The 22,633-nt window shown below is 63.6% G+C and carries 17 protein-coding genes and 1 rRNA gene; 16 read left to right on the top strand and 2 right to left on the bottom strand.

The window, feature by feature from the left end:
* Positions 1 to 84 (top strand): 5S ribosomal RNA (gene rrf, locus GV818_RS35325); the annotation flags it as partial.
* 209 nt (positions 85 to 293) lie between these two features.
* On the opposite strand, the gene GV818_RS22860 is transcribed toward rrf, so the two are convergent.
* Positions 294 to 1,286, bottom strand: coding sequence for a zinc-binding dehydrogenase (locus tag GV818_RS22860; protein WP_161777611.1), 993 nt, complete (start codon positions 1,284 to 1,286; stop codon positions 294 to 296).
* Positions 1,287 to 1,601: 315 nt separating this feature from the next.
* Here GV818_RS22860 and mrdA point away from each other — a divergent pair, with 315 nt between their 5' ends.
* Positions 1,602 to 3,494: a penicillin-binding protein 2 gene (gene mrdA / locus GV818_RS22855; RefSeq protein WP_161759061.1), complete on the top strand. Its 1,893-nt coding sequence runs from the start codon at positions 1,602 to 1,604 to the stop codon at positions 3,492 to 3,494.
* Between the two features lie 57 nt (positions 3,495 to 3,551).
* Here mrdA and GV818_RS22850 read toward each other — a convergent pair whose 3' ends face one another.
* Positions 3,552 to 4,487 carry a LysR family transcriptional regulator gene (locus GV818_RS22850; RefSeq protein WP_161777610.1) on the bottom strand — a complete coding sequence of 312 codons (936 nt, stop codon included), beginning with the start codon at positions 4,485 to 4,487 and terminating at the stop codon, positions 3,552 to 3,554.
* A gap of 178 nt (positions 4,488 to 4,665) precedes the next feature.
* Between GV818_RS22850 and GV818_RS22845 the strand changes: the two genes are divergently transcribed.
* The 14 genes from GV818_RS22845 to GV818_RS22780 all read left to right on the top strand — a co-directional run bounded on the left by GV818_RS22845 (position 4,666) and on the right by GV818_RS22780 (position 22,526).
* A complete protein-coding gene (locus GV818_RS22845) occupies positions 4,666 to 5,979 on the top strand; it encodes an MFS transporter (protein WP_161777609.1) in 1,314 nt (437 codons plus the stop codon).
* A gap of 20 nt (positions 5,980 to 5,999) precedes the next feature.
* Positions 6,000 to 7,229, top strand: a complete 1,230-nt coding sequence (locus GV818_RS22840) for a Zn-dependent hydrolase (protein ID WP_161777612.1) — start codon at positions 6,000 to 6,002, stop codon at positions 7,227 to 7,229.
* A 9-nt stretch (positions 7,230 to 7,238) separates the two neighbouring features.
* Entirely contained in the window at positions 7,239 to 8,264 is a 1,026-nt protein-coding gene (locus GV818_RS22835) for a histone deacetylase family protein (RefSeq protein WP_161777608.1), read from the top strand.
* Positions 8,265 to 8,417: 153 nt separating this feature from the next.
* Positions 8,418 to 8,801, top strand: coding sequence for a response regulator (locus GV818_RS22830; protein ID WP_161777607.1), 384 nt, complete (start codon positions 8,418 to 8,420; stop codon positions 8,799 to 8,801).
* A gap of 24 nt (positions 8,802 to 8,825) precedes the next feature.
* Complete coding sequence (locus GV818_RS22825; protein ID WP_161777606.1) at positions 8,826 to 9,602, top strand: EAL domain-containing protein; 777 nt, start codon at positions 8,826 to 8,828, stop codon at positions 9,600 to 9,602.
* A 60-nt stretch (positions 9,603 to 9,662) separates the two neighbouring features.
* On the top strand, positions 9,663 to 10,289 hold the full coding sequence (locus GV818_RS22820; RefSeq protein WP_161777605.1) for a response regulator transcription factor: 627 nt from the start codon (positions 9,663 to 9,665) through the stop codon (positions 10,287 to 10,289).
* Positions 10,290 to 13,946, top strand: a complete 3,657-nt coding sequence (locus GV818_RS22815) for a transporter substrate-binding domain-containing protein (RefSeq protein WP_161777604.1) — start codon at positions 10,290 to 10,292, stop codon at positions 13,944 to 13,946.
* 379 nt (positions 13,947 to 14,325) lie between these two features.
* The gene (locus GV818_RS22810; protein WP_161777603.1) at positions 14,326 to 14,868 is read left to right on the top strand and encodes a fimbrial protein; all 543 of its coding nucleotides are present in this window, start codon (positions 14,326 to 14,328) and stop codon (positions 14,866 to 14,868) included.
* Positions 14,869 to 14,934: 66 nt separating this feature from the next.
* Positions 14,935 to 15,678, top strand: coding sequence for a fimbria/pilus periplasmic chaperone (locus GV818_RS22805; protein WP_161777602.1), 744 nt, complete (start codon positions 14,935 to 14,937; stop codon positions 15,676 to 15,678).
* A gap of 34 nt (positions 15,679 to 15,712) precedes the next feature.
* Positions 15,713 to 18,298 (top strand): fimbria/pilus outer membrane usher protein, encoded by a 2,586-nt coding sequence (locus tag GV818_RS22800; RefSeq protein WP_161777601.1) that lies wholly within the window; start codon positions 15,713 to 15,715, stop codon positions 18,296 to 18,298.
* Between the two features lie 21 nt (positions 18,299 to 18,319).
* Positions 18,320 to 19,468: a fimbrial protein gene (locus GV818_RS22795; protein ID WP_161777600.1), complete on the top strand. Its 1,149-nt coding sequence runs from the start codon at positions 18,320 to 18,322 to the stop codon at positions 19,466 to 19,468.
* A 102-nt stretch (positions 19,469 to 19,570) separates the two neighbouring features.
* Positions 19,571 to 20,668, top strand: a complete 1,098-nt coding sequence (locus GV818_RS22790; protein ID WP_161777599.1) for a fimbrial protein — start codon at positions 19,571 to 19,573, stop codon at positions 20,666 to 20,668.
* 75 nt (positions 20,669 to 20,743) lie between these two features.
* Positions 20,744 to 21,940 carry an EAL domain-containing response regulator gene (locus tag GV818_RS22785; RefSeq protein WP_161777598.1) on the top strand — a complete coding sequence of 399 codons (1,197 nt, stop codon included), beginning with the start codon at positions 20,744 to 20,746 and terminating at the stop codon, positions 21,938 to 21,940.
* A 139-nt stretch (positions 21,941 to 22,079) separates the two neighbouring features.
* Positions 22,080 to 22,526, top strand: coding sequence for a chemotaxis protein CheY (locus GV818_RS22780; RefSeq protein ID WP_161777597.1), 447 nt, complete (start codon positions 22,080 to 22,082; stop codon positions 22,524 to 22,526).
* Positions 22,527 to 22,633 lie beyond the last annotated feature (107 nt).

Below are 22,633 nucleotides of genomic sequence, written 5' to 3'. Positions count from 1 at the left end.
TCCCATCCCGAACTCAGTAGTGAAACGATGCATCGCCGATGGTAGTGTGGGGTTTCCCCATGTGAGAGTAGGTCATCGTCAAGATTAAATTCCGAAACCCCAATTGCGAAAGCAGTTGGGGTTTTGTTTTGCCCGAGAAAAAGCTGCAGGCAGCTCTCTGTCCTTGTTTGGTCGGCCCGGCTGCCAGCATCTTGTGACAGCAGCCAGGGCTGCGCGCCGACGTTACAGATGATTCATGGTCTTGATCTGGTAGTGCGATGCGAGCCAAGGCTTGCCTGACTCACACACGTGCCTCAGACGTTTTGCAGACGTGCCACCCATTTGCCAACTCGCTCACCGTCCTTCAGTGAGCGGAGTTTTTCCGGCAGTTCGGCAAAACTGAAGGGCAGCAAGGCAGAGGGCTTGAGTTGCCCTTCGGCTACCTGCTTTAACAAAGCCGTGCCATTGCGCTGGTAGGCGCGCCAGTCAGATTCACTGCCATGGGCATGCACACTGTTCAGCGCCACTTCATGTAGCGACAGCGCAGTACTGAAGGCAGGTAACGGAGCTGTTTCCTGGCGATCCTGAATGCATACCAAATGGCCGTTGTAACCCAGTAAAGGGGCGAGTCCAGCTGCGTGTTCGCCGCTCACCGTATCGAACAGGGCATGCAGACGACGCCGTCCCAGACAGGACTGCAACTCGTTCTGCCAGCCTTGTCTGTGGTAATCCAAGACCCCTGTCACGCCCGCGCTGAGCAACGCCTCATGATGGGCGGGCGAAGCGCTGGCCCAGACGCGAAAACCTTGTTGTACGGCCATCTGCACTAATAAGTTGCCTACCGCTCCACCGGCCCCCACCACCAGAACATCCTCTGTACCGCCTTGTGGCAATTTGTCCAGTGCTTGCAGGGCTGTGAGGCCGGGGCAGGGCAATGCGGCAGCCAGCGCATCGTCAAGGGCGTCAGGCAGGGCAATGGCACACCTGGCGTCGATCAAGCTGTATTCAGCGAAGCTGCCGTCACGGTTTAATGCCTGGTGATAGGCCACCCGAGTTCCTGGGCGCATTGGCACAGCACTGCCTGCAGCCACAATCACTCCCGCGCCATCCACCCCAGGCACATGGCCGTCAGACCAGTCGTCAGGTCCCCATTCGATCATTTTCCAGTCCACTGGATTCAGGGCAATGGCAGTGTTGGCAACCAACAGCTCATGAGCCGCAGGCCGTGGCAGCGGTTTGCGAATCAGTTTCAGGCCTTGCAGTCCTTTGCCCTGGGTCCAGCCCCAGGCCGCGTAGTCAGTGGTCATTGTTGATCCTCGTGATATCGGAAGAAATCGTGCAACGGCCCCGGAGTCTTGTGCCAGCCGGTTTCGGGCTAACAGCCGCAGCAATAACAGCCTTCAGTATCCCCAGCCGAGGAGGTATGAAAAACCCGTGAATCGGAACAAGATTTTTGCGTGGAGATCACGAGTGTCGTAATGCGTGGGCGCCATTGATCAGTCGCGATGGAAATCCCCTCAAAGTCAGTAGATGGTTTTTGGTATGGTGCAGCTCTTTTTTAATGGACTTGAGTTCACCCGCACGGATCAGCGTTGACCTCTATTCAACGAGAAGCCGTAGCAATGCCCGAAGCGATTCCGATCAAGGACCATGAGAAAGAAACCCGCCTGGTCAACAAGCGTTTGCTCGCCTGCGCCGTATTGGTGGTGGGCATTACCTGCGCCCTGGTGGCCCGCATGTATTTCCTGCAGGTGGTGGAGTTCGACTATCACTCCACGGTTTCGGAAAACAACCGGGTGCACGTGCTGCCGATCACGCCGACCCGCGGGCTGATCTACGACCGCAACGGCGTAGTCCTGGCAGATAACCGCCCCAGCTTCAACCTGACCGTCACCCGCGAACGGACCACTGATATCAAGGGTGAATTGGATACTGTGGTCGACCTGCTGCACCTGCCCCCGGAAGATCGCAGCCTGTTCGACAAGGAGATGAAGCAGGCTCGTCATCCCTTTGTTCCTGTGACCCTGTTCTATGAACTCACCGAGGAACAGATCGCTGTACTGGCCGTCAACGAATACCGTCTGCCAGGCCTGGATGTCGAGGCCCAGTTCGTCCGCCACTACCCCATGGGCGCGCATTTCGCCCACTCCATCGGCTACGTCGGGCGGATCAACGAGAAAGAGGCCAAGACCCTGGACTCAGTGGAGTATCGCGGCACCCAGTCCATCGGCAAGACGGGCATCGAGAAGTTTTATGAGTCCGAGCTGCACGGTCGCGTCGGCTATGAAGAGGTAGAGACCAACGCTCAGGGCCGAGTCATGCGGGTACTCAAGCATACCGATCCGGTTCCCGGGAAGAACATCGTCCTGAGCCTCGACGTGAAGCTCCAGGAAGCGGCTGAAGAAGCCCTTGGTGATCGTCGCGGCTCAGTGGTAGCCCTCGATCCCGCCACCGGCGAAGTGCTGGCCATGGTCAGCAAACCGAGTTTCGATCCCAACCTGTTCGTCACCGGCATCAGCTTCAAGGAATACGCGGCGCTGCACGATTCCATCGACCGGCCGCTGTTCAACCGGGTCTTGCGTGGCCTTTACGCACCGGGGTCGACGATCAAGCCGGAAGTGGCGATTGCCGGCCTCGACACCGGGGTCGTTACCGCTTCGACCCGAGTCTTCGATCCGGGTTACTACCAACTGCCGGACTTCGATCACAAATACCGCAACTGGAACCACAGCGGCGATGGCTGGGTGGACATGGACGCGGCGATCATGCGCTCCAACGACACCTACTTCTACGACTTGGCCCACAAGCTTGGGATCGATCGTCTGCACGATTACATGGCAATGTTTGGCCTGGGGGAAAAGGTCTCCCTGGACATGTTCGAAGAGTCGGCAGGTCTGATGCCGTCCCAGGCCTGGAAGCGCGCTACGCGTCGCCAGCCTTGGTTCCCGGGGGAAACGGTAATCCTCGGCATCGGTCAGGGCTACATGCAGGTCACGCCGTTGCAACTGGCCCAGGCCACCGCGCTGATCGCCAACAAGGGGATCTGGAACCGCCCGCACCTGGCCAGGACCATCGATGGCGTAGCGCCAGTGGATGAACACCCAATGCCCAACATCCTGCTGAAGAACCCTCATGATTGGGAGCAGGTCAACCACGGCATGCAAATGGTCATGCACGACCCGCGTGGCATTGCCCGCGCCGCCGCCGCCGGCGCGCAGTACCGGATTGCCGGAAAGAGCGGTACCGCCCAGGTAGTGGCGATCAAGCAGGGCGAGCGTTACGACCGCCTCAAGACTCGCGAGCGCAACCGTGACAACGCCCTGTTCGTTGGTTTTGCCCCGGCCGAGCATCCGCAGATCGTGATCTCGGTGATGATCGAGAACGGCGAAGCCGGTGGCCGGGTTGCCGGCCCTGTGGTGCGGCAGATCATGGATGCCTGGCTATTGGACCAGAGCGGTCACCTCAAACCGCAGTACGCAGCCCCGGCCAAGGTTCCGGGTGATCCCCACGTCTGAATCATTTCACTCTCGGGCTGCCCGACGCCGGGTGAATCCAGCCGATCGCCCCTTCGGTCATTGAGTCGCAAGGCAGCCCTGCAACAACTCCAGGAACAATACCTCGGCCCGGCTCATGCGCTGCTCACGGTTCCACAGCAGGTGGATGTCGACATCGGCGATGCCGTCGTGGGGCGGTAGGCGCCATAGCAGCCCGGCCTCGGTGTCGGCCGCCACCACATGCTCCGGCAAACAGCCGATGCCAAAGCCGGCGATCACCAGGCGGCGCACTTCTTCCAGGCTCGGGGAGGAGGCGACAATCCGCCCGCTGAAGCCCTGCTGGTCACGAAAGATGGTCAACGGCGAGAGCATGCCGCCGATCTGGTCGCTGGTGAAGCTGACGAAGTTCTCCCGTTGCAGGGCGCCCTCGGCCACGTCCCGGCGGCCGAACAGCGCATGGTGCTTGCCGCAGAAGAACGCATAGCGCTGACGCAGGAACAGCCGCTGTTCCAGGCGCGGCTGTGGCCGGCGGTTAAGGCTCAGGCCCAGGGTCGCGGTCTTTTCCAGCAGGGCGCTGACGATGTCCGAGCTGCGCATCACCTCCACCTCCAGGTCGACCCGCGGATGCTGGCGATGAAAGTCGGCCAGAAAGTCGTCGAAGCACTCGTTGAAGATCCGGCTGATGATCAGCAGCCGGACCTTGCCGATCACCTCGTCGGCGGGTTGCTCCAGCACACTGCTGACTTGTGACATCTGGCCGTAGATCTCCCCGGCCAGGGCGAAGATCTGCTCGCCCACTTCGGTCAGGGCAAAGCGCGGCCCGCGGCGGGCAATCAACTGCCGGCCCAGTTGTTCCTCCAGGCGCTTGAGGGCCTGGCTCACTGCCGGCTGGGTCAGGTGCAGGCGCGCCGCCGCGCGGCTGATGCTCAGCTCCTGGCCGATTACCCGGAAGGTGCGTAGCAGGTTCCAGTCGAGGCGGTCGTTGAGCAGGCGGCGGGCATCGCGGTCGGACATGGCGGGGGCTCTGGGTCGGGCTGGAGGTGAATCATAAGCCAGGATAATAATCGAGATAACCAATAGAAAATTGACTAATTATTCCGCAAAACGGATAAATCCACCCCAGACAGGTGCCAGCAGAAGCCCCTGCCCCCGACCCTTTCTCCTGCCAAAAAAATAATCAAGGGAGCCAACCATGAAGCCTTTCGCTTCGCCCCAGCCACGCCGGGCTGCGGCCGCCGCCTTTATCGGCACCATGATCGAGTGGTACGACTTCTACATCTACGCCACCGCCGCAGCGCTGGTGTTCGGTGCCTTGTTCTTCCCCTCCGACGACAAGCTGTTCAGCACCATGGCCGCCTTCGGCACCTTTGCCGTGGGCTTCTTCGCCCGGCCCCTGGGGGGGATCATTTTCGGCCATATCGGCGACCGCATCGGCCGCAAGAAATCCCTGGTGATCACCCTGCTGATGATGGGCGTGGTCACGGTCTGCATCGGCCTGCTGCCGACTTATGCACAGATCGGCGCCTTGGCGCCGGTGCTGTTGATCCTGCTGCGCATCGTCCAGGGCATTGCCGTGGGCGGCGAGTGGGGCGGGGCGGTGCTGATGGCCGGTGAGCATGCGCCCAAGGGCCGGCGCAACTTCTTCGCGTCCTTCGCCCAACTGGGCAGCCCGGCGGGGCTGATTCTCTCGCTGCTGGCCTTCAGCGCGGTAACCCGCCTGCCGGAGGACGCCCTGATGAGCTGGGGCTGGCGCCTGCCGTTCCTGGCCAGCGCGCTGTTGCTGCTGGTGGGCCTGGCGATTCGCCTGGGGGTCAACGAGTCGCCGGAATTCCTCGCTAGCCGCGAGCAGGCGGCCAAGTCGGCACGCAAGGAGCAGACGCCGGTGATGGAAGTGCTGCGCACCGCCTGGCGCCCGCTGCTGCTGTGCATCGGCGCCAACACCCTGGGGATTGCCGGGGTGTATTTCACCAACACCTTCATGATTGCCTACACCACCCAGCAACTGGAGATCCCACGGTCGCTGATCCTCGAATGCCTGTTCGTGGTGGCGCTCATCCAGTTCTGCATCCAGCCCCTGGCCGCCTGGACCGCAGAGAAAATCGGCGCCACACGCTTTCTCTGCCTGGTGTCGCTGCTGGCCATGGCCTCGCCCTATCCGATGTTCGTGCTGGTGAGTTCTGGGCAGGCACCGCTGATGATCCTCGGCATCGCCCTGGCGGTGGTGTGCATGGCGTCCTTCTATGCGGTGATCGCCGGTTACGTCAGCGGCATGTTCGAGACCCGGGTGCGCTACACCGCGATCTCCCTGGCCTATCAGGTCTGTGGCGCCCTGGCCGGTGGCCTGACGCCGCTGATTGGCACCTGGCTGGCCCACCGCTTCAGCGGCCAGTGGTGGCCGATGGCGCTGTTCTACAGCCTGATCGCCGCGGTATCGCTGCTGTGCGTGCTGGCCCTTGCGCGCCGGCATGCAACTGCCCAGCGCCTGGAAATGGCATCCAACGCCTGATTTCTCTGGAGAACCTGATGATGTTGAAAAGCAATGGCGAGCGCCTCTGGGCGAGCCTGATGGCCATGGCCGAAATTGGCGCCACGGCCCGTGGTGGCAGCTGCCGCCTGGCCTTGAGCGATGAAGACCGGGCCGGTCGCGAGCTGTTTGCCCACTGGTGCACCGAGGCCGGCATGAACCTGAGCGTCGACCCCATCGGCAACCTGTTTGCCCGGCGCCCTGGCCGCGACCCCGACGCTGCTCCGGTGATGATGGGCAGCCACCTCGACACCCAGCCCGAAGGCGGGCGCTTCGATGGCGTGTACGGCGTGCTGGCCGGCCTGGAAGTGGTGCGCAGCCTCAATGACCTGGGCATTCAGACCCGCAAGCCCCTGGAAGTGGCGGTCTGGACCAACGAGGAGGGCGCGCGCTTCACCCCGGCGATGTTCGGCTCGGCGGTGTTCACCGGAGTCATGAGCCTGGACGCCGCCCTGGCGGTGCGCGACGCCGAGGGCATCAGCGTCGCCCAGGCCCTGCAGCGCACCGGGTATGCCGGCAGCCGACCCTTGGGCGGAGCGGTGGATGCCTACTTCGAGGCCCATATCGAACAGGGCCCGATCCTCGAAGACAACGCCAAGAGCATCGGCGTGGTCAGCGGCGGCCAGGCGATCCGCTGGCTCGATGTGCAGGTCGAAGGCCTGGCTGCCCACGCCGGCACCACACCGATGCCGCTGCGCAAGGACGCGCTGTATGGCGCGGCGCAGATGATCCTTGCGGTGGAGCAGTTGGCCGCGGATTTCGCCCCCCAGGGCCTGACCACCGTGGGCGAGTTGAGCATCGCCAAGTCCTCGCGCAACACCATTCCCGGACTGCTGAACTTCACCGTCGACCTGCGCCATCACCAGGATCAGCAGATCGCCGCCATGCAGCGCCAGGTCGAGGAACGCCTGCAGGCCATCGCCGGCCAGCGCGGGCTCAAGGTCGGCATCAGCCAGCATTGGGTCAGCCCCGCCACGCCGTTCGACAGCGAGTGCGTGGCGGCGGTGCAGCAGGCGGTGGAGGGCCTGGGCTACCCTCAGCAGTCCATCGTCAGCGGCGCCGGCCATGACGCCATCCTGCTGGCGCGCTACTGCCCGACGGCCATGGTGTTCATTCCCTGTGTCGGTGGCCTGAGCCACAACGAAGCCGAAGATGTGTTGCCCGAGGACGTGCGCCAGGGTGCCGATGTATTGCTTAACGCCGTGCTGGCCCGCGCCGGCCGGGTAGCCTGAGGAGAAGTTATGCGCAGTTTTTTCCACCCTGAACAATTGCTGCACCATCCCCGCAGCTACTACTCCCGGGGCCAGATGCGCACGCCCCAGGAAGTCCCCGAGCGCGCCCGGCGCCTGGTGCAGGCGGCCCACTCCCTGGGCTTTGCGGTATGCCAACCCGCGGACGCCGGCCTGCAACCCTTGCAGGCGGTGCACGGCGCGTCGTACCTGAAGTTCCTTGAAGAAGCCTACCGGCGCTGGAAGGACATCCCCGAGGACTGGGGCGATGAAGTCATGTCCAACATCTTCGTGCGTGAGCCCAATGCGCTGCGCGGCATCCTCGCCCAGGCCGCCCGTTACCTGGCGGACGGCAGCTGCCCGGTGGGCGAGCAGACCTGGCGTTCGGCCTACTGGTCGGCGCAGAGCGCCATTGCCGGGGCCCGTGCCCTACTGGACGGCGAACCGGCTGCCTATGCCTTGTGCCGCCCGCCGGGCCACCACGCCCGGGCCGAAGCCGCGGGTGGCTTCTGCTACCTGAACAATGCGGCGATCGCCGCCCAGGTGTTGCGCGAGCGCTACGCCCGGGTTGCGGTGCTGGATACCGACATGCACCACGGTCAGGGCATCCAGGAAATCTTCTACGAACGGGCCGACGTGCTGTATGTCTCGGTGCATGGCGACCCGACCAACTTCTACCCGGCGGTTGTCGGTTTTACCGAGGAACGTGGCAGCGGAGCGGGTGAGGGCTACAACCTCAACCTGCCGATGACGCATGGCGCCAGCGAAGCGGATTTTCTTGCCCACCTGGATCAGGCCCTGGCCGCGGTGAAGGATTTTGGCGCCCAGGTACTGGTGCTGTCCCTGGGCTTCGACATCTACCAGCTCGATCCGCAAAGCAAGGTTGCGGTGACCCGCGACGGTTTCGCCATCCTTGGCCAGCGCATCCGCAGCCTCGGCCTGCCGTGCCTGATCGTCCAGGAAGGTGGCTACCATCTGGACAGCCTGGAAGACAACGCGCGGGCGTTTTTCGCCACGGCCGAGGACTGGCAGCGCTGATCGCGGTGCGCTTGCAATGGCCTGGCGGGCAGTCGGGCGTCCACCGGCTGCTCTGGGAAATTTCCTACAAACCTGCGAGATAAACCCTTCTTCGGCCCCGCGAATCGCTTGTCACTATAGCCAGCCCTACAGCCCGCAAAGTGACAGGCAACGATGGTTTCGCTCCGTGTTCTTGTTCTGGAAAGCCATTCCTTTCAACGCAACGTGATGGTCATGCAATTGCAGAAACTCGGAATGTCCGAGGTGCTGCAGGCCGAGCAGGCCGAGCAGGCCATGGCATGGATCGAACTGTCGGGATGCATCGATATCGTCCTCTGTGATCTGGCCATGCAGGGGGGCGATGCCCTGCAGTTTCTGCGCCGGTCCAGCCAGGCGGGCATGGTGCGTTCGGTGGTGCAGTGTGGCGAACTGGAGCCGGAACTGCGCCGCGGCCTGGGGCAGCTCCTGGCCTTGATGGGGGTGCGGCTGCTGGGGGAGCTGGAAACACCCCCGCAGCCCCAGCTTCTGCAGCGGGTGCTCAAGCGCTACAGCCATTGACGCCATCTGCCCAGGTCCCTGGGGTTGCCGCCGCAGGATCTGCCCAGCGAAGACGATGTGCGCCGTGGCCTGGCCCTGGGGGAGTTCCGTGCCTGGTTCCAGCCCAAGTTCGCGATGCGGACCGGCGACCTGGCCGGTATCGAAGCCCTGGCGCGCTGGGAGCATCCCTCCCGGGGCCTGCTGTTGCCGGAAATCTTCCTGGCCGCGGTGCTGGCCTACGATCTGATCGACGAAATGTTCAAGCAATTGCTCGAGCAGGGCCTGGGCATGCTGGGCATGTTGCGCCGCGAGGGAATGAACCTTGAACTGGCCTTCAACCTGCACGCCTCGCAGCTGGCGCACTGTGAACTGATCGACGAAATCCAGCACGCCTTGCGCCGCCACGAACTCCCTGGCTCGACCTTGTTGTTCGAGCTGGCGGAGAATGGCTTGCTGGATATGCAGTTCACCACGCTGGAGAGTCTGCTGCGTTTGCGCATGATGGGTTGCGGTCTGGCGATCGATGATTTCGGCATGGGATTTTCTTCGTTGAAGCTACTCTGTCAGGTGCCTTTCAATCAGATCAAACTGGAGGGCGAGTGCGTGCAGAATCTCTGGGATCCACGCAGCCGGGCGGCGGTGAGCAGCACCCTGGCGCTGGCCGCTTCGTTGAACATGAGCGTGGTGATCGAGGGCGTGAGCAGCCAGCGTATTCGCGATGAACTGGTGCGGATGGGGTGCCTGTTCGGCCAGGGTTTCTACCTGGCCCACCCGATGACGGGGCATGGCCTGCGGCAGTGGCTGGAAGGTCGTGCCCGCTGAGTCGGGGGAGTAGTGCAAGCCGGGGCGTTGGGTAGCAGTCGATCTATTTTTGGAGGTTCAATGCAAAAGGCTTTGGTTGTGGACGATCATCCGTTCATTCGCTCCACCGTGAAAATGTTGCTCAAGCAGGAAGGTTTTGAAGTCGTCGCGGAAACCGACAACGGCGTCGATGCCGTACAACTGGTGCGTGAGCATCAGCCCGAGTTGATCCTGCTGGATATTGCCATGCCACGCATGGACGGCCTGGAAGTCCTGAGCCGGATCACCGCCCTGGGCTTGACCTGCAAGATCCTGATTCTCACCTCGCAGTCGCCGCTCTATTATTCCGCGCGCTGCATGAAGGCCGGCGCGGCCGGCTACATCTCGAAAGTCGACGACCTGAGCGAACTGATCAAGGGCATCAAGGCGGTAATGTCGGGGTACATGTATTTCCCCAATCTGGCGGTCAGCTCAGTGCGTCGCAGCGACAGCGAAGCCTCGGAACAGGCGATGATCCAGAGCCTGTCCGATCGCGAACTGAGCATCCTGCAGCAACTGGCCCTGGGCATGAGCAACAAGGACATCGGCGAAAGCATGCTGCTCAGCAGCAAGACCGTCAGCACCTACAAAACCCGGCTGATCGAGAAGCTGAACATGAAGTCGGTGGTGTACCTGGCCGACTTCGCCAAACGCAATCACCTGATCTAGATGGGCAATCATTTGCGAACCGGTCTTGCGGCACTGTTTGTGTTCATCCAGCTGTGCACGGCACCGGCGGCCATGGCCGAAGCCAGGGTCCAGAGCATGGGCGTGCTCGGGCGCTCCAGCGTCGATGGCTATCACGTCTCGCTGGACGAGGCCGACTGGAGCTGGCTGCGGCACAAGGGCACGTTGCTGCTGGGGGCCTCGGAGCCTGACTACGCACCCTTTGACATGACCGGCAACGGACGCTCTTTCGAAGGCTTGTCGGCCGACTACGCGGTGCTGCTGGCCAACCTGCTGCACGTCGATGTGCAGGTGCGCCGCTATGGCTCCCGCGCCGAAGTGATCCAGGCGCTCAAGGACGGCGACATCGACCTGCTGGCCACCGCCAATGGTTTTGAAGCCGCCGACCCGCAACTGCTGATCTCCAGGCCCTATGCCGAAGACCAGCCGACCCTGGTCACCCGCAGCAACGATAGCCAGAGCCTGCCGCCCGACCTGGCGGGCAAGCGGGTGGCGATGCTCTATCACTACCTGCCGCCTGCTACCGTCAAGCAGCGCTACCCCGAGGCCCAGCTGCAACTCTACCCATCGGCCTTGAGTGCCATCGGCGCGGTCGCCTTTGGTCAGGCGGACGTGTACCTGGGCGACTCGATCAGCGCCAATTACCTGATCAACCGCAACTACCTCAACAATGTGCAGTTGACCGACTTCGCGCGCCTGGAGGTGAACCATTTCGCCTTTGCCACGGCCCAGGACAACCAACGCCTGTTGAATATCGTCAACGCGGCGCTGGAGGTGATTCCCGTCAGTGAACAGATGACCATCCACCGCCGCTGGAGTGCGGGTGGCGCGGGTATTCCCGGCCAGTCCCGCCTGCATTTCAGCGACAAGGAACAGCGCTGGTTGGAGCAGCATCCGCGCCTGAAAGTGGCGATCAACGAGAACTACCTGCCGCTGTCGTTCATCAATGCCCAGGGCGAGTTTCGCGGCATCAGTTCCGATGTGCTGAACAAGATCAGCCTGCGCACCGGCCTGAAGTTCGAGGTGGTGCGCGGCGACTCGGTGAACGAGCTGATCGAGCTGATCGAGCTGGTCAAGAGCGGCAAGGCTGACCTGCTGGCCGCCTTCACCCCCAGCTACGAGCGGGAAAACGAACTGCGCTTCACCCCGCCTTACCTGACCACGCCTTTTGTCCTGGTGACGCGTATCGACGAAGGGGCGCCGAACACCCTGGACGAGATGGCCGGGAAAAAACTCGCGTTGATCCGCGGCAACGTGCTGCGCGAGTTCATCATCGACAACTTCCCGCGCATCCAGCTGGTGGCGGTGGAGAATGCCGCTGAAGCCATGGCGCTGGTGGCCAGGGGCGAGGTGGACGGTGCGGTCAATTCACTGATCAGCGCCCGTTACATGATTTCCCGGCAGTACCTGGACCGGCTGCGAGTGACCAGCACGGTCGGCACCTTGCCAGCGCGGGTGGCCTTCGCTACCAACCGCGGGGCGCTGGAACTGTATTCGATCCTCGACAAGGCGCTGCTGAGCATCACCCCCGATGAGATGGATGCCTTGACCAACCGCTGGCGCAGTGAAGTGGTGATCAACGACAGCTACTGGCAGCGTTATCGCCCGGCCATCATCCAGGGCTTTATCGCCGCCGCTGTCCTGCTGTTGCTCGCCGTGGGCTGGATTACCTACCTGCGCGGTCTGATCCGCAAGCGTGAGCAGGCCGAGCGGGCCCTCGGCGACCAGATGGAGTTCATGCGCGTGCTGATCGACGGCACCCCGCATCCGATCTATGTCCGCGATCGCCAAGGGCGCCTGATGGTGTGCAACTCGGCCTACCTCGATGTGTTCGGTGTCGCGCGCGAAGAAGTGATCGGCAAGACCGTCGTCGAAGGTGTACTGAACGCGCAGAAAGTCGAGGCCCAGGCCTATCACGACGATTACCTGCGCGTCATGCACGAGGGCCAGTCACGGGTCCAGGACCGCACGTTGACCCTGCGGCAGGGCACGGCGCTGACGATCTATCACTGGATGCTGCCGTACCGTGGCAGCGACGGCGAGGTCGCCGGGCTGATCTCCGGCTGGATCGATGTCAGCGAGCGCCAGCACCTGCTTGAGCAGTTGCGCGAGGCCAAGGACGACGCCGATGGCGCCAACCGGGCCAAGACCACGTTCCTGGCCACCATGAGCCATGAAATCCGCACGCCGATGAACGCGGTGATCGGCATGCTTGAACTGGCGATGAAAAAGGCCGACCAGGGCGTCATGGACCGCTTCTCCATCGAAGTCGCCTCGGGGGCGGCGCTCGGCTTGCTGGAGCTGATCGGCGACATCCTCGATATTGCGCGGATCGAGTCCGGGCGCCTGTCGCTGTCTCCGCAGCGGGCCAATCTGCGGGTCCTGGTGGATTCGGTGGCGAGGATCTTCGAGGGGCTGGCGCGGCAGAAACGCCTGCGACTGATACTCGACCTCGACTTCAAGAGTAACCGTGACGTACTGATCGACCCGCTGCGCTTCAAGCAGATCGTTTCGAACCTGCTGAGCAATGCCATCAAGTTCACCCACGAAGGCGAAGTGCGTTTGAGCGTGCAGGTGGCGTCCGACACCGACGAGGAGCGCCTGGCCATCCGCCTGCTGATCGAGGACACCGGCAGCGGCATCTCGGTCGAGGATCAACAGCGCCTGTTCAGCCCGTTCGCCCAGGCCAGCAACAGCAACCCATCGGCCCGTGGCGGCTCGGGCCTGGGCCTGGTGATCAGCCGCACCCTGTGCGAAATGATGGGGGGCCAGTTGACCCTGAGCAGCGTGCTGGGGCAGGGCACGCGGATCGAGGTGCTGCTCGACTTCCCGACCCTGGCGCCTTTGCCAGAAGTCGAGACACCCGTGGTGGAGCGGATTGCGCCGCCGCAGATCCTCGACATCCTGGTGGTCGATGACTACCCGGCCAACCGCCTGCTGCTGTCTCAGCAGTTGAGCTACCTGGGGCACCGGGTCAGTGATGCCGAAGACGGCGCCCATGGCCTGCGGGCCTGGCGCAACCAGCATTTCGACGTGGTCATTACCGACTGCAACATGCCGGTGATGAATGGCTATGTGCTGAGCAAGGCCATTCGCGAGGAAGAACACACCCAGGGCCTGGCGCCCTGCCTGATCCTGGGGTTCACCGCCAATGCCCAGCCGGAGGAAAAGGCACGCTGCCTGGAGGCCGGGATGGACGATTGCCTGTTCAAGCCCATCAGCCTCAAGGACCTGGGCGCGCGGCTGGCGTTGGTCGCTCCGGGGGGAGAGCCGCCGCTGATCAAGGAGGAGGCGACGCCGCCGGCGGGTGACATCGACCTGAGCAGCCTGGAGCAGTTGACCCGGGGCGACCGGGAGTCGATCAGGAGCCTGCTCGGCGATCTGGCCGGCAGCAATGAACAGGACCTGGCCCGGCTGCTCGAACTGTTCGGCAAAAATGACCTGACGGGCCTCGCGGACCTGGCGCATCGGGTCAAGGGTGGCGCGAGAATCATCAAGGCGCACGCGCTGATTGCCTGTTGCGAGCAACTGGAAGCTGCTTGCAACGAACTGGGCGGCGAGCGCCTGACGGAATCGGTGGATGCCTTGCACCAGGCCATGGAGCAACTGGCCGAGACGCTGCAAATACACTGCGCCTGATCGCGCATTTCCCCTCTGCCGGCCCTCGCTGCTTGGCCGTTCTGGCCGAGCAGCAGGGGGGCGCAACGTGTCGCTCGAATACTTCCCGAGCCTCGCTCATGGCGGGTCGCCCGCATCGCCTGCCTGAACCGGGCGGTGCCCCAGCGGCTTGTGGCCCTGGGCTGTTCGCCCGCGGTGTCGGGCGGGGCGGGACGCTGAATCGCTCAGAAATTTCCTACAAGTCGCTGTGAATTCTCCGGCTCAATGGCGTAGGAAATCTGGCGATGATGGCTTCGTCGCAGTAGTTCAGGTGGCTTGTTCCCACATGACGCACCCCGCGTCTGGCAAACCATCCAGGCTTTCGCGACAGGTTTCAAAATCTATTTTTTGGAGTTATGCCATGAATCGCCAAGCCCTTGTCCTCGCTGTATTGGTTGCCGCCTGCGGCGCTCAATTGGCCAATGCCGCCGACGGCACCATCAATTTCAACGGTGAGCTGGTCGACCAGACCTGCACCATCGCGGTCGACGGCGTGGTGACCCCAGCCGCCGCCACTGTGACCCTGCCGACCGTATCCATCGGCCGCCTGACCGCGGCCGGCCAGGTGACCGGCCAGACCGGTTTCAACATCCAGTTGAGCAACTGCGTGGGCGCGGCCACCACCACCGCGGCCTTCTTCGAGTCCGGCGCGTCGGTAGACCCGGTCAGCGGCAACCTGAATAACATGACCGGCACCGCCACCAACGTGCAATTGCAACTGGTGGATGCCGCCAACGGTTCGGCGATCCAGGCGGGCAACACCAACCAGCGCACCCGCACCACGCGCAACACCCTGGATGCCGGCAGCGTCAACATGCCGTACGCGATCCAGTACATCGCCAGCGGCACGACCACTCCGGGCACCGTGGTCAGCTCGGTGACCTACTCCATCGACTACCAGTAAGCCCATTGCTGGTGCGCGCCCTGGCCAGCGGTCGGGCGCGCACCGGCCCCCTTGATGAGGTGCAACATGTCTGGAGTGAAGAAGAACCTGCGTCGCGGTGCCCTGGCACTGCTGGCCGCCCTGGCCTGTTCCCAGGCCATGGCCGGTGTGGTGATCACGGGTACGCGCCTGGTCTATCCGGCGAGCCAGAAGGAAATCACCGTCAAGTTGAACAACAACGGCATGCGCCCGGCGCTGATCCAGTCCTGGGTCGACAGTGGCGATGTGGAATCCAGCCCCACCAGTTCGAAAGCGCCATTCGTGCTGTCGCCACCGGTGTCGCGTATCGACCCGAGCAAAGGCCAGAGCCTGCGCCTGATGTTCACCGGTGCGGCATTGCCGGCCAACAAGGAATCGGTGTTCTGGCTCAACGTGCTGGAGATTCCGCCCAAGGCCGAAGGCCCGGTGGACTTGAACGTGCTGCAGATGGCGTTCCGTTCACGGATCAAGATTTTCTACCGCCCGGACGGTCTGCCAGGCAAGCCGACCGAAGCGATCGAGCAGTTGCAATGGACGCTGATCAAGCAAGGCCAGGGCTTTGCCCTGCAGGTCTACAACCCGACAGCGTTTCACGTGTCCATGGTGCAGTTGGCGCTGGTGGCTGGAACCCAGCGCCACGACAGTGAAGAGGGCATGGTCGGCCCTGGCCAGACCCAGGTGTTCACCGTGCCGACGCTCAAGTCCGCGCCCGGCGCGGGTGCCCAGGTGGAATTCAACGCCATCAACGATTACGGCGCCCTGGTGCCGAGCAAGCAGCTACTCAAGCCCTGATCCCTGACTCGACATTTCTGCGTTCGAGGAACCTATGACGACGTTCTCCAGCCCTGCGGCCAACCTGCGGGCACAGCCTCGCTTTGCCTTGAATCCGCTGGCGGCACTGATTTCCCAGGCTCTGGTTGCGCTGCTGGGTGTGTGTGTGGCGCACGGTGCGCTGGCCGAAGACGTGCAATTCAACGAAGTCTTTCTGCCCAGGGACTCGCAGAGCCTGGACCTGAGCGCCTACCAGAAGGGCAACCCGGTGCTGCCCGGCGAATACCGTGCGGATGTCGCGGTCAACGGTCGGCTGGTCAGTCGTCAGGACATCCGCATCAATGCCGACGCACAGGGCAGCAACCCGCTGGTGTGCTTCAACCGTGGATTGCTGGAGTTGATCGGTGTCGACCTGCGACGCCTGTCGCCCGAGAACTTGATGATCGTGGAAAGCGGCCGGCCCTGCCTGGACCTCGCGCAGCTGATCGAGGGTGCCAGCGCCAGCTTCTCACCCTCCAGCCAGCAGCTGGACATCAGCATTCCGCAGATTGCCTTGCGCCGCGATGCCCGCGGCTATGTCAGCCCCGAGCTGTGGGACCGCGGCGTGACCGCGGGCACCCTGAGCTACAACCTCAACGCCAACCACAACCGGACGGACACCGGTAACTATGACTCGGCGTACCTGGGGTTGAATGCCGGGTTGAACCTTGGCGACTGGCGCCTGCGCCACGACGGCTCGGTGAGCTGGCAGAAAGACACGGGCCAGGACTACCAGGTGCTGAACACCTACGCCCAGCGCGACGTCACCTCGCTCAAGAGCCAGTTGACCTTGGGCGAGGCCAACACCAGCGGCGAGATTTTCGACACCATCGCCTATCGCGGGGTGCAACTGGGCACCGACGACCGCATGTTGCCCGAGTCGCAGCGCGGTTATGCCCCGGTGATTCGCGGCATTGCCCGTACCAGTGCGCGGGTGGCGGTGCGTCAGTCCGGCAACCTGCTGTATGAAACCACCGTGGCGCCGGGTGCGTTCGTCATCGACGACCTGTACTCCACCGGTTACGGCGGTGACCTGGACGTGACCGTCTATGAAGCCGACGGCAGCGAGCAGCGCTTCATCGTGCCCTACGCCTCCACCGCGCAACTGCTGCGCCCGGGCGCTTCGCGCTTCAGCGTCACCGCGGGGGAAACCCGCAATAACTACATCGACCGTCAGGCCAAGGTGCTGCAAGGCACCTATCAGCGTGGGCTGAGCAACACCTTCACCGGCTTTGGCGGCACCCAGACCAGCGACGACTACATGGCGCTGCTCACCGGCCTGGCGTTCAGCACGCCGATTGGCGCCATGGCCGCCGACATCAGCCACGCGCAGACCAACTTGCCCAGCGGCGCCGCCAAGGGCCAGAGCCTGCGCCTGACCTACAGCAAGAACATCCTCAGCACGGGTAGCAACTTCGCCGTGGCCGCCACGCGCTTTTCCACCGAGGGCTACCTGGATTTCAACAACGCCGTGCAACTGCTGGACGCCGAACGCAACGCCCTGGACACCAGCCTGTTCGGTCGGCCGCGCAGCCGTGTGTCGCTGACGGCCAACCAGAGCCTCGGTGACTGGGGCCAGGTGGCATTCAGTGGGTTTACCCAGAACTACTGGAACCTGCCGGGCAGCGATGTGCAGTACCAGTTCAGCTACAACAAGCAGGTCAACCAGGTCAGCTATGGCGTCAGCGCCAACCGCAGCCGCGTCGGCCTGGGCGACATGCAGAACAACCTGCTGTTCACCGTCAGCCTGCCGCTGGAATTCGGCTCTGCGGTCAACCGGCCGCAACTGTCGGCGCGGGTCATGCGCGACACCACTGGCCACTTCAGCGAGCAGGCGACCCTGAGTGGCACCGCCGGTGAAGACCGGCGCTACAGCTACGGCGTGACCGCCGGCCATGAAGGCGCGACCCGCACCAGCAGCACCTCGCTCAACGGCCAGTACATCGGCTCCAAGGCCATGGTCGGCGCCACCCTGAGCCGCGGCGAGGGCTATGACAGCCTGTCGCTGAACACCAGCGGCACGCTGGTCGCCCATCCAGCGGGCGTGACCTTCAGCCCCTATCGCGGCGAAACCATGGCCGTGGTCAGCGCGCCGGGCGCGGCGGGAGCGAAGGTGGCCGGCTACCCGGGCCTGGAGCTCGATGGCCGGGGCAACGCCGTGGTGCCTTACCTGCGCCCTTACGAATTGAACGAAGTGGCCATCGACCCGCTGGGCACTTCGCTGGATGTCGAGCTGACCGAAACCAGCCAACAGGTCGCGCCGCGCGCCGGCGCCGTGGTGGCCCTCAAGTACGGCACCAGCAACGGTCAGGCGCTGTTGCTCAACGTGACCCTGGCCGATGGCAGCCCGCTGCCGTTCGGTGCCGGCGTGACCGACGATCGCGGTGTCTCCGTGGGCGTGGTCGGGCAGGGCGGCCAGCTGTATGCCCGGGTCAAGGACAACGCTCGCCGGTTGCTGATCAGCTGGGGCAGTCAGGCCGGCCAGCAATGCGCATTGCCCTTGCCGCCGGGCAAGAGCGACGGCCAGCAACTGCGCCAGGTGGATGTCGTGTGTTCGCCGGCCTTGTCCGACCACTCCATGGCCTCGGCCACAACCCGATAAGCCGTAGACGGAGGAAACACCATGACTCGCCAGGCCAACCCGCGGTCAGCACAAAAACGTTCCTTGAAGCGCCTGACCCAGGTCGCCGGCCTGCTGGCCGCACTGGCCAGCGCCGGCGCCATGGCCAATACCTGCCAGCTCGCCAGTGACAACCCGCTGGGTAACCAGCCGGTGACGGCCACCATGCCGCTGGTGGGGGGCAACCTCACCGTCGGGCGGGACATGCCCCTGGGCAGTGAAATCTACCGGCAGACCTTCATGCCCAGCACCAATACGATCCTTCATTGCGTCAACCTGACCGGGAGGATCCAGGAGCGTAACTACTTCACCTCGACCCCGCTGCCATTGTCCGCGTGGACGGGTAACCCCTACGGGGGAAAGGTGTATGAAAGCGGCGTGGCCGGTATCGGCGTGGCGATCTGGTTTCGCAGCGACACGCTGCCCTACAACTGGGTGATGACCAACTGCGACAACATGATGGCTAACTGCAAGGTCAACAGCGGTGCCGGCAACATGGCGCTGGTGGTGTCGCTGATCAAGATCGGTGAAGTCTCGCCGGGGGTGATCAACGGTGCGCAGTTTCCAACGGTGATCCGTGACCTGCTGACCGACAACACGCTGACCACCCTGCGCCTCGGTTTTTCGGGAAACATCAATATCGTGTCCCGCACCTGCAGCACCCCGGATGTGGCGGTGGTCATGGGCAAGCACTATCTGAGGGCGTTCTCGGGCGTGAACAGCGCAACGCCCTGGCAGGATTTTTCCATCGCCCTGAACAACTGCCCGGCCTTTCATGGTTTCTATTCCGGGGTCGGGCCGCGCTGGAACCAGTCGGGGCCGGTGGACGACCTGAACACCCGTAAAGGCAACGTGCTGCGCCTGCGCCTCGATCCGGTGCGCACCGCGATCAATCCGGGCCAGGGCATCCTGAGCCTGGACCCGAGCGCCCCGGGCGATGCGACGGCGGCCAGTGGCATCGGCCTTCAGGTCGCCGACAGCCATGGCGGGGCGCTGCCCCTGGCCACCCTGCGGACCAGTGGCATCACCCCGCGCGCGCAGGAGGGCGCCAGCTACAGCATCCCGCTCAAGGCCCGCTACATCCAGACCGCCAGCCGCGTCACGGCGGGGCCGGCGAATGCCTCGGTGGTGTTCACCATCAATTATCAGTAACGACGGGCCGGTCAGCGCACTGGGGCTGACGCTCGCGCTGTGGCCACCGGTGTGTCCAGGTCGGAGCGATCAGATGCATGCCGGGGTACGGGAGAGCCAATGATGAAAATGAAACGAGTCTTGAGGGCAGGGGCCGCAGTGTTGGCATTGTCGTCGCTGGCGGGGCTGGCGATGGCCGACTGCACGTTTATCGACGGCACTTCGCCGATGGTCAGGACCATGCCGTTGCTGGGGGGCAATATCACCGTGGGCCGCGACGTGCCCCTGGGAACCGAGGTGTATCGGCAGACCTTTTCACCGGTGACCGGTGTGAAAATCCGCTGTTCGGCCGGGCTGTACAACATCGAGACGAGCCGCGGGCTTCCTGTTCTGCCGCGGTCCTTGTCCGGTTGGTTGGGGACGCCATGGGGGGGGCATGTCTATGAATCAGGAGTGCCGGGTATCGGTGTGGCGATCTGGTACAGCGGTACTCCACTTCCATTCTCTGGCAACGGTACGAATTGTGGTGGGGGGACTGCGGATTGCATCTGGAGCGTTCAGGGAACCATGGCCTTTGACCTGTCACTCATCAAGATCGGCGATGTCTCTCCAGGGACCGTCGAGGGCTCGCAACTGCCCACGGTCGACCAGAAATGGGTGACCAGCAATACCCTCGACGTTTCCCGGGTCAACTTCTCCGGCAGCATGAACGTGGTATCCCGCACCTGTGACACCCCGGATGTCGCGGTGCCCATGGGCACTCACATGACCCATGAGTTTTCCGGGCTCAACAGCGCCACGCCCTGGAAGGACTTTGTCATCAGCCTGAACAACTGTCCGGCGTTTCACGGTACGCACCGAGGCGGCGGCCCGAGCTGGAGGAGCGATGGCACGGTTGCAACCCGTACCCCCAATGCCAACGTGCTGATGCTGCGCCTGGATGCGACCCGGCCCGCGCTCAACCCAACCCTTGGCATCCTGAGCCTCAACCCCAGCGCCCCTGGCGACGCCGTTGCCGCCACGGGCGTCGGCGTGCAAGTGGCGGACCGCGTGGGTACGCCGCTGCCGCTGGCCACCCTGCGTCCCAGCGGCATTGTCCCGAGTGCCGTGGAAGGCCGCAGCTACGACATTGCGCTCCGGGCGCGCTACATCCAGACCGCCAGCAGCGTCACGGCGGGGCCGGCCAATGCCTCGGCAGTGTTCACCATCAACTACCAGTAACGCTGGCCGGGCGTCCTCCCGCGATGCGGAAGGGTGCTCCGGGCCGCGTCTGTTTCCCACTCGGAGCCTTGTTCCATGTGCAGATTTCCATTGCGTGTCCTGGTCCTCGAGGACCATTCCTTTCAACGTCGCTTGGCGGTGAGCATGCTGCGGCAATTGGGCTGCCGCGAAGTGTTTGAAGCCGCCGACGGGGCCGCGGCCCTGGCGCTTCTGCAGGAGGTGGGCCCGGTGGATATCGCCCTGTGCGACCTGCGCATGGAGGGCATGGACGGCCTGGAGTTTCTCCAGTGTGCCGGCGATACCCGCCAGGTCGGCTCGGTCATCCTCAGCAGCTCGCTCTCGGCGGATGTGCGCCGCTCGGTACGCCAAATCATTTCCCTGCTGGGGCTGGAGTTCCTTGGCGATGTCGGCAAACCCTTGTGCATGGAGGCCCTGCAGGCCCTGCTAAAAAAGCACTTGCCTGCGCCTGCTACCAGGTGCGGCCCAGCGCCGGCCCCGGAGCGGATCCAGGAACATGAGCTCCGGCGTGCCCTGCAGGCGGGCCAGTTGCAGCCCTATTACCAACCCAAGTTCGACCTGCGCACGGGGCAGGTTCGCGGCGTGGAAGTCCTGGCGCGCTGGGTTCACCCCGGCCGGGGCCTGTTGTCGCCGGCGGCGTTCATACCGTTGCTGGAGCGGTGTGGGCTGATGGACGCACTGCTGTTCGGGCAGATGGAGCAGGCGTTGGACCTGCAACGCCAGGCGCGTAGCCAGGGGCATGCGCTGAACCTGGCCTTCAACCTGCAGGCCGCGCAGTTGACCAACGATGAACTGGCGCCCCGTATCAAGGCTCTGCTCAAGCGTCATGGCGCTGCAGGGGCGGGCCTGACCTTCGAGCTGACCGAATGCGGGCTGTTGCAAGCCACGCAGACCAGCATCAAGAACCTGGTGCGCCTGCGCATGATGGGCTGCTACCTGGCGATCGATGATTTTGGCACGGGGTTTTCCTCGTTGCAGCGTCTGTGTGCGCTGCCCTTTACCGAGATCAAGCTGGATGCCGAGTTCGTCCGGGCGCTCGGGCACGAACCGCGCTGTCAGGCGGCGATCGCCAGCACCCTGGCACTGGGCCGGGCACTGGAGATGTCGGTGGTGATCGAGGGCATCGAAACCGAAGAACAGCGTCAGCAGCTTCTGCGGCTGGGCAGCACCACGGGCCAGGGTTATCTGTGCGCCCGGCCAATGAGCGGCGGGCAACTGCTGCACTGGCTGGGGCAACAACGGATCTGTGCCTGAAGCGCCAGGAGCTCACCAATCCCCCCTGATGGCTTGGGAAAATTCCTGCATACCGGGTTTACCGCACTCGATACGCTGGCGGCGTCTCAGCTGATTTACATCAGGAATCCACTGCACACTCCCATCACGGTTTGCCACGATGACCAACAAGACTCTGCGGATACTGGTCGCTGACGATCAGCACTTCCAGCGCCTGAAAATCGAAAAGATCCTCAACCAGCTGGGGTATTTCCGAATAGCCCCGGTGCAGTCGTTCGATGAGATCGAAATCTTGACCTGTTTGGCCAGCCGGCCGTTCGACCTGTTGATCATCAGCACCACGCTGGTCGCCGAGCGAAAGATCGACCTCGATGCCTTCTGCCGCGACAACCCGCTGATTCACCACGCCCTGATCTATGACAATCAGCAGGCACAGCTGCCACCCATGCCGCAGCCGCTGCCGCCGGCGGTGCAGATCAGCCTGCCGGGGGCGCCAGGGAGCGAGTCGCTCAGACAGTTGATGGCGATCATCGATCCGCCTGTGCAACGCCCTGGGTTGCAGGTGCTGCCGTGGTTGCGCGAGCTTTCCCGGGGGCTGCGTAGTTAGCGGCTGAGGGTGGCCGTCGCAAGCGCCATACGGCACTTGCCATTCGCTTTACGTTAACGTCAAGATGCGCGGGCGCAGTTTCTCTCGTGGCGCAGGTTTTGCTTCTG

The sequence above is a fragment of the Pseudomonas sp. Fl4BN1 genome, assembly GCF_009908285.1.
GTDB lineage: Bacteria > Pseudomonadota > Gammaproteobacteria > Pseudomonadales > Pseudomonadaceae > Aquipseudomonas.
This window is presented reverse-complemented; position numbering and strand designations above follow the sequence as displayed.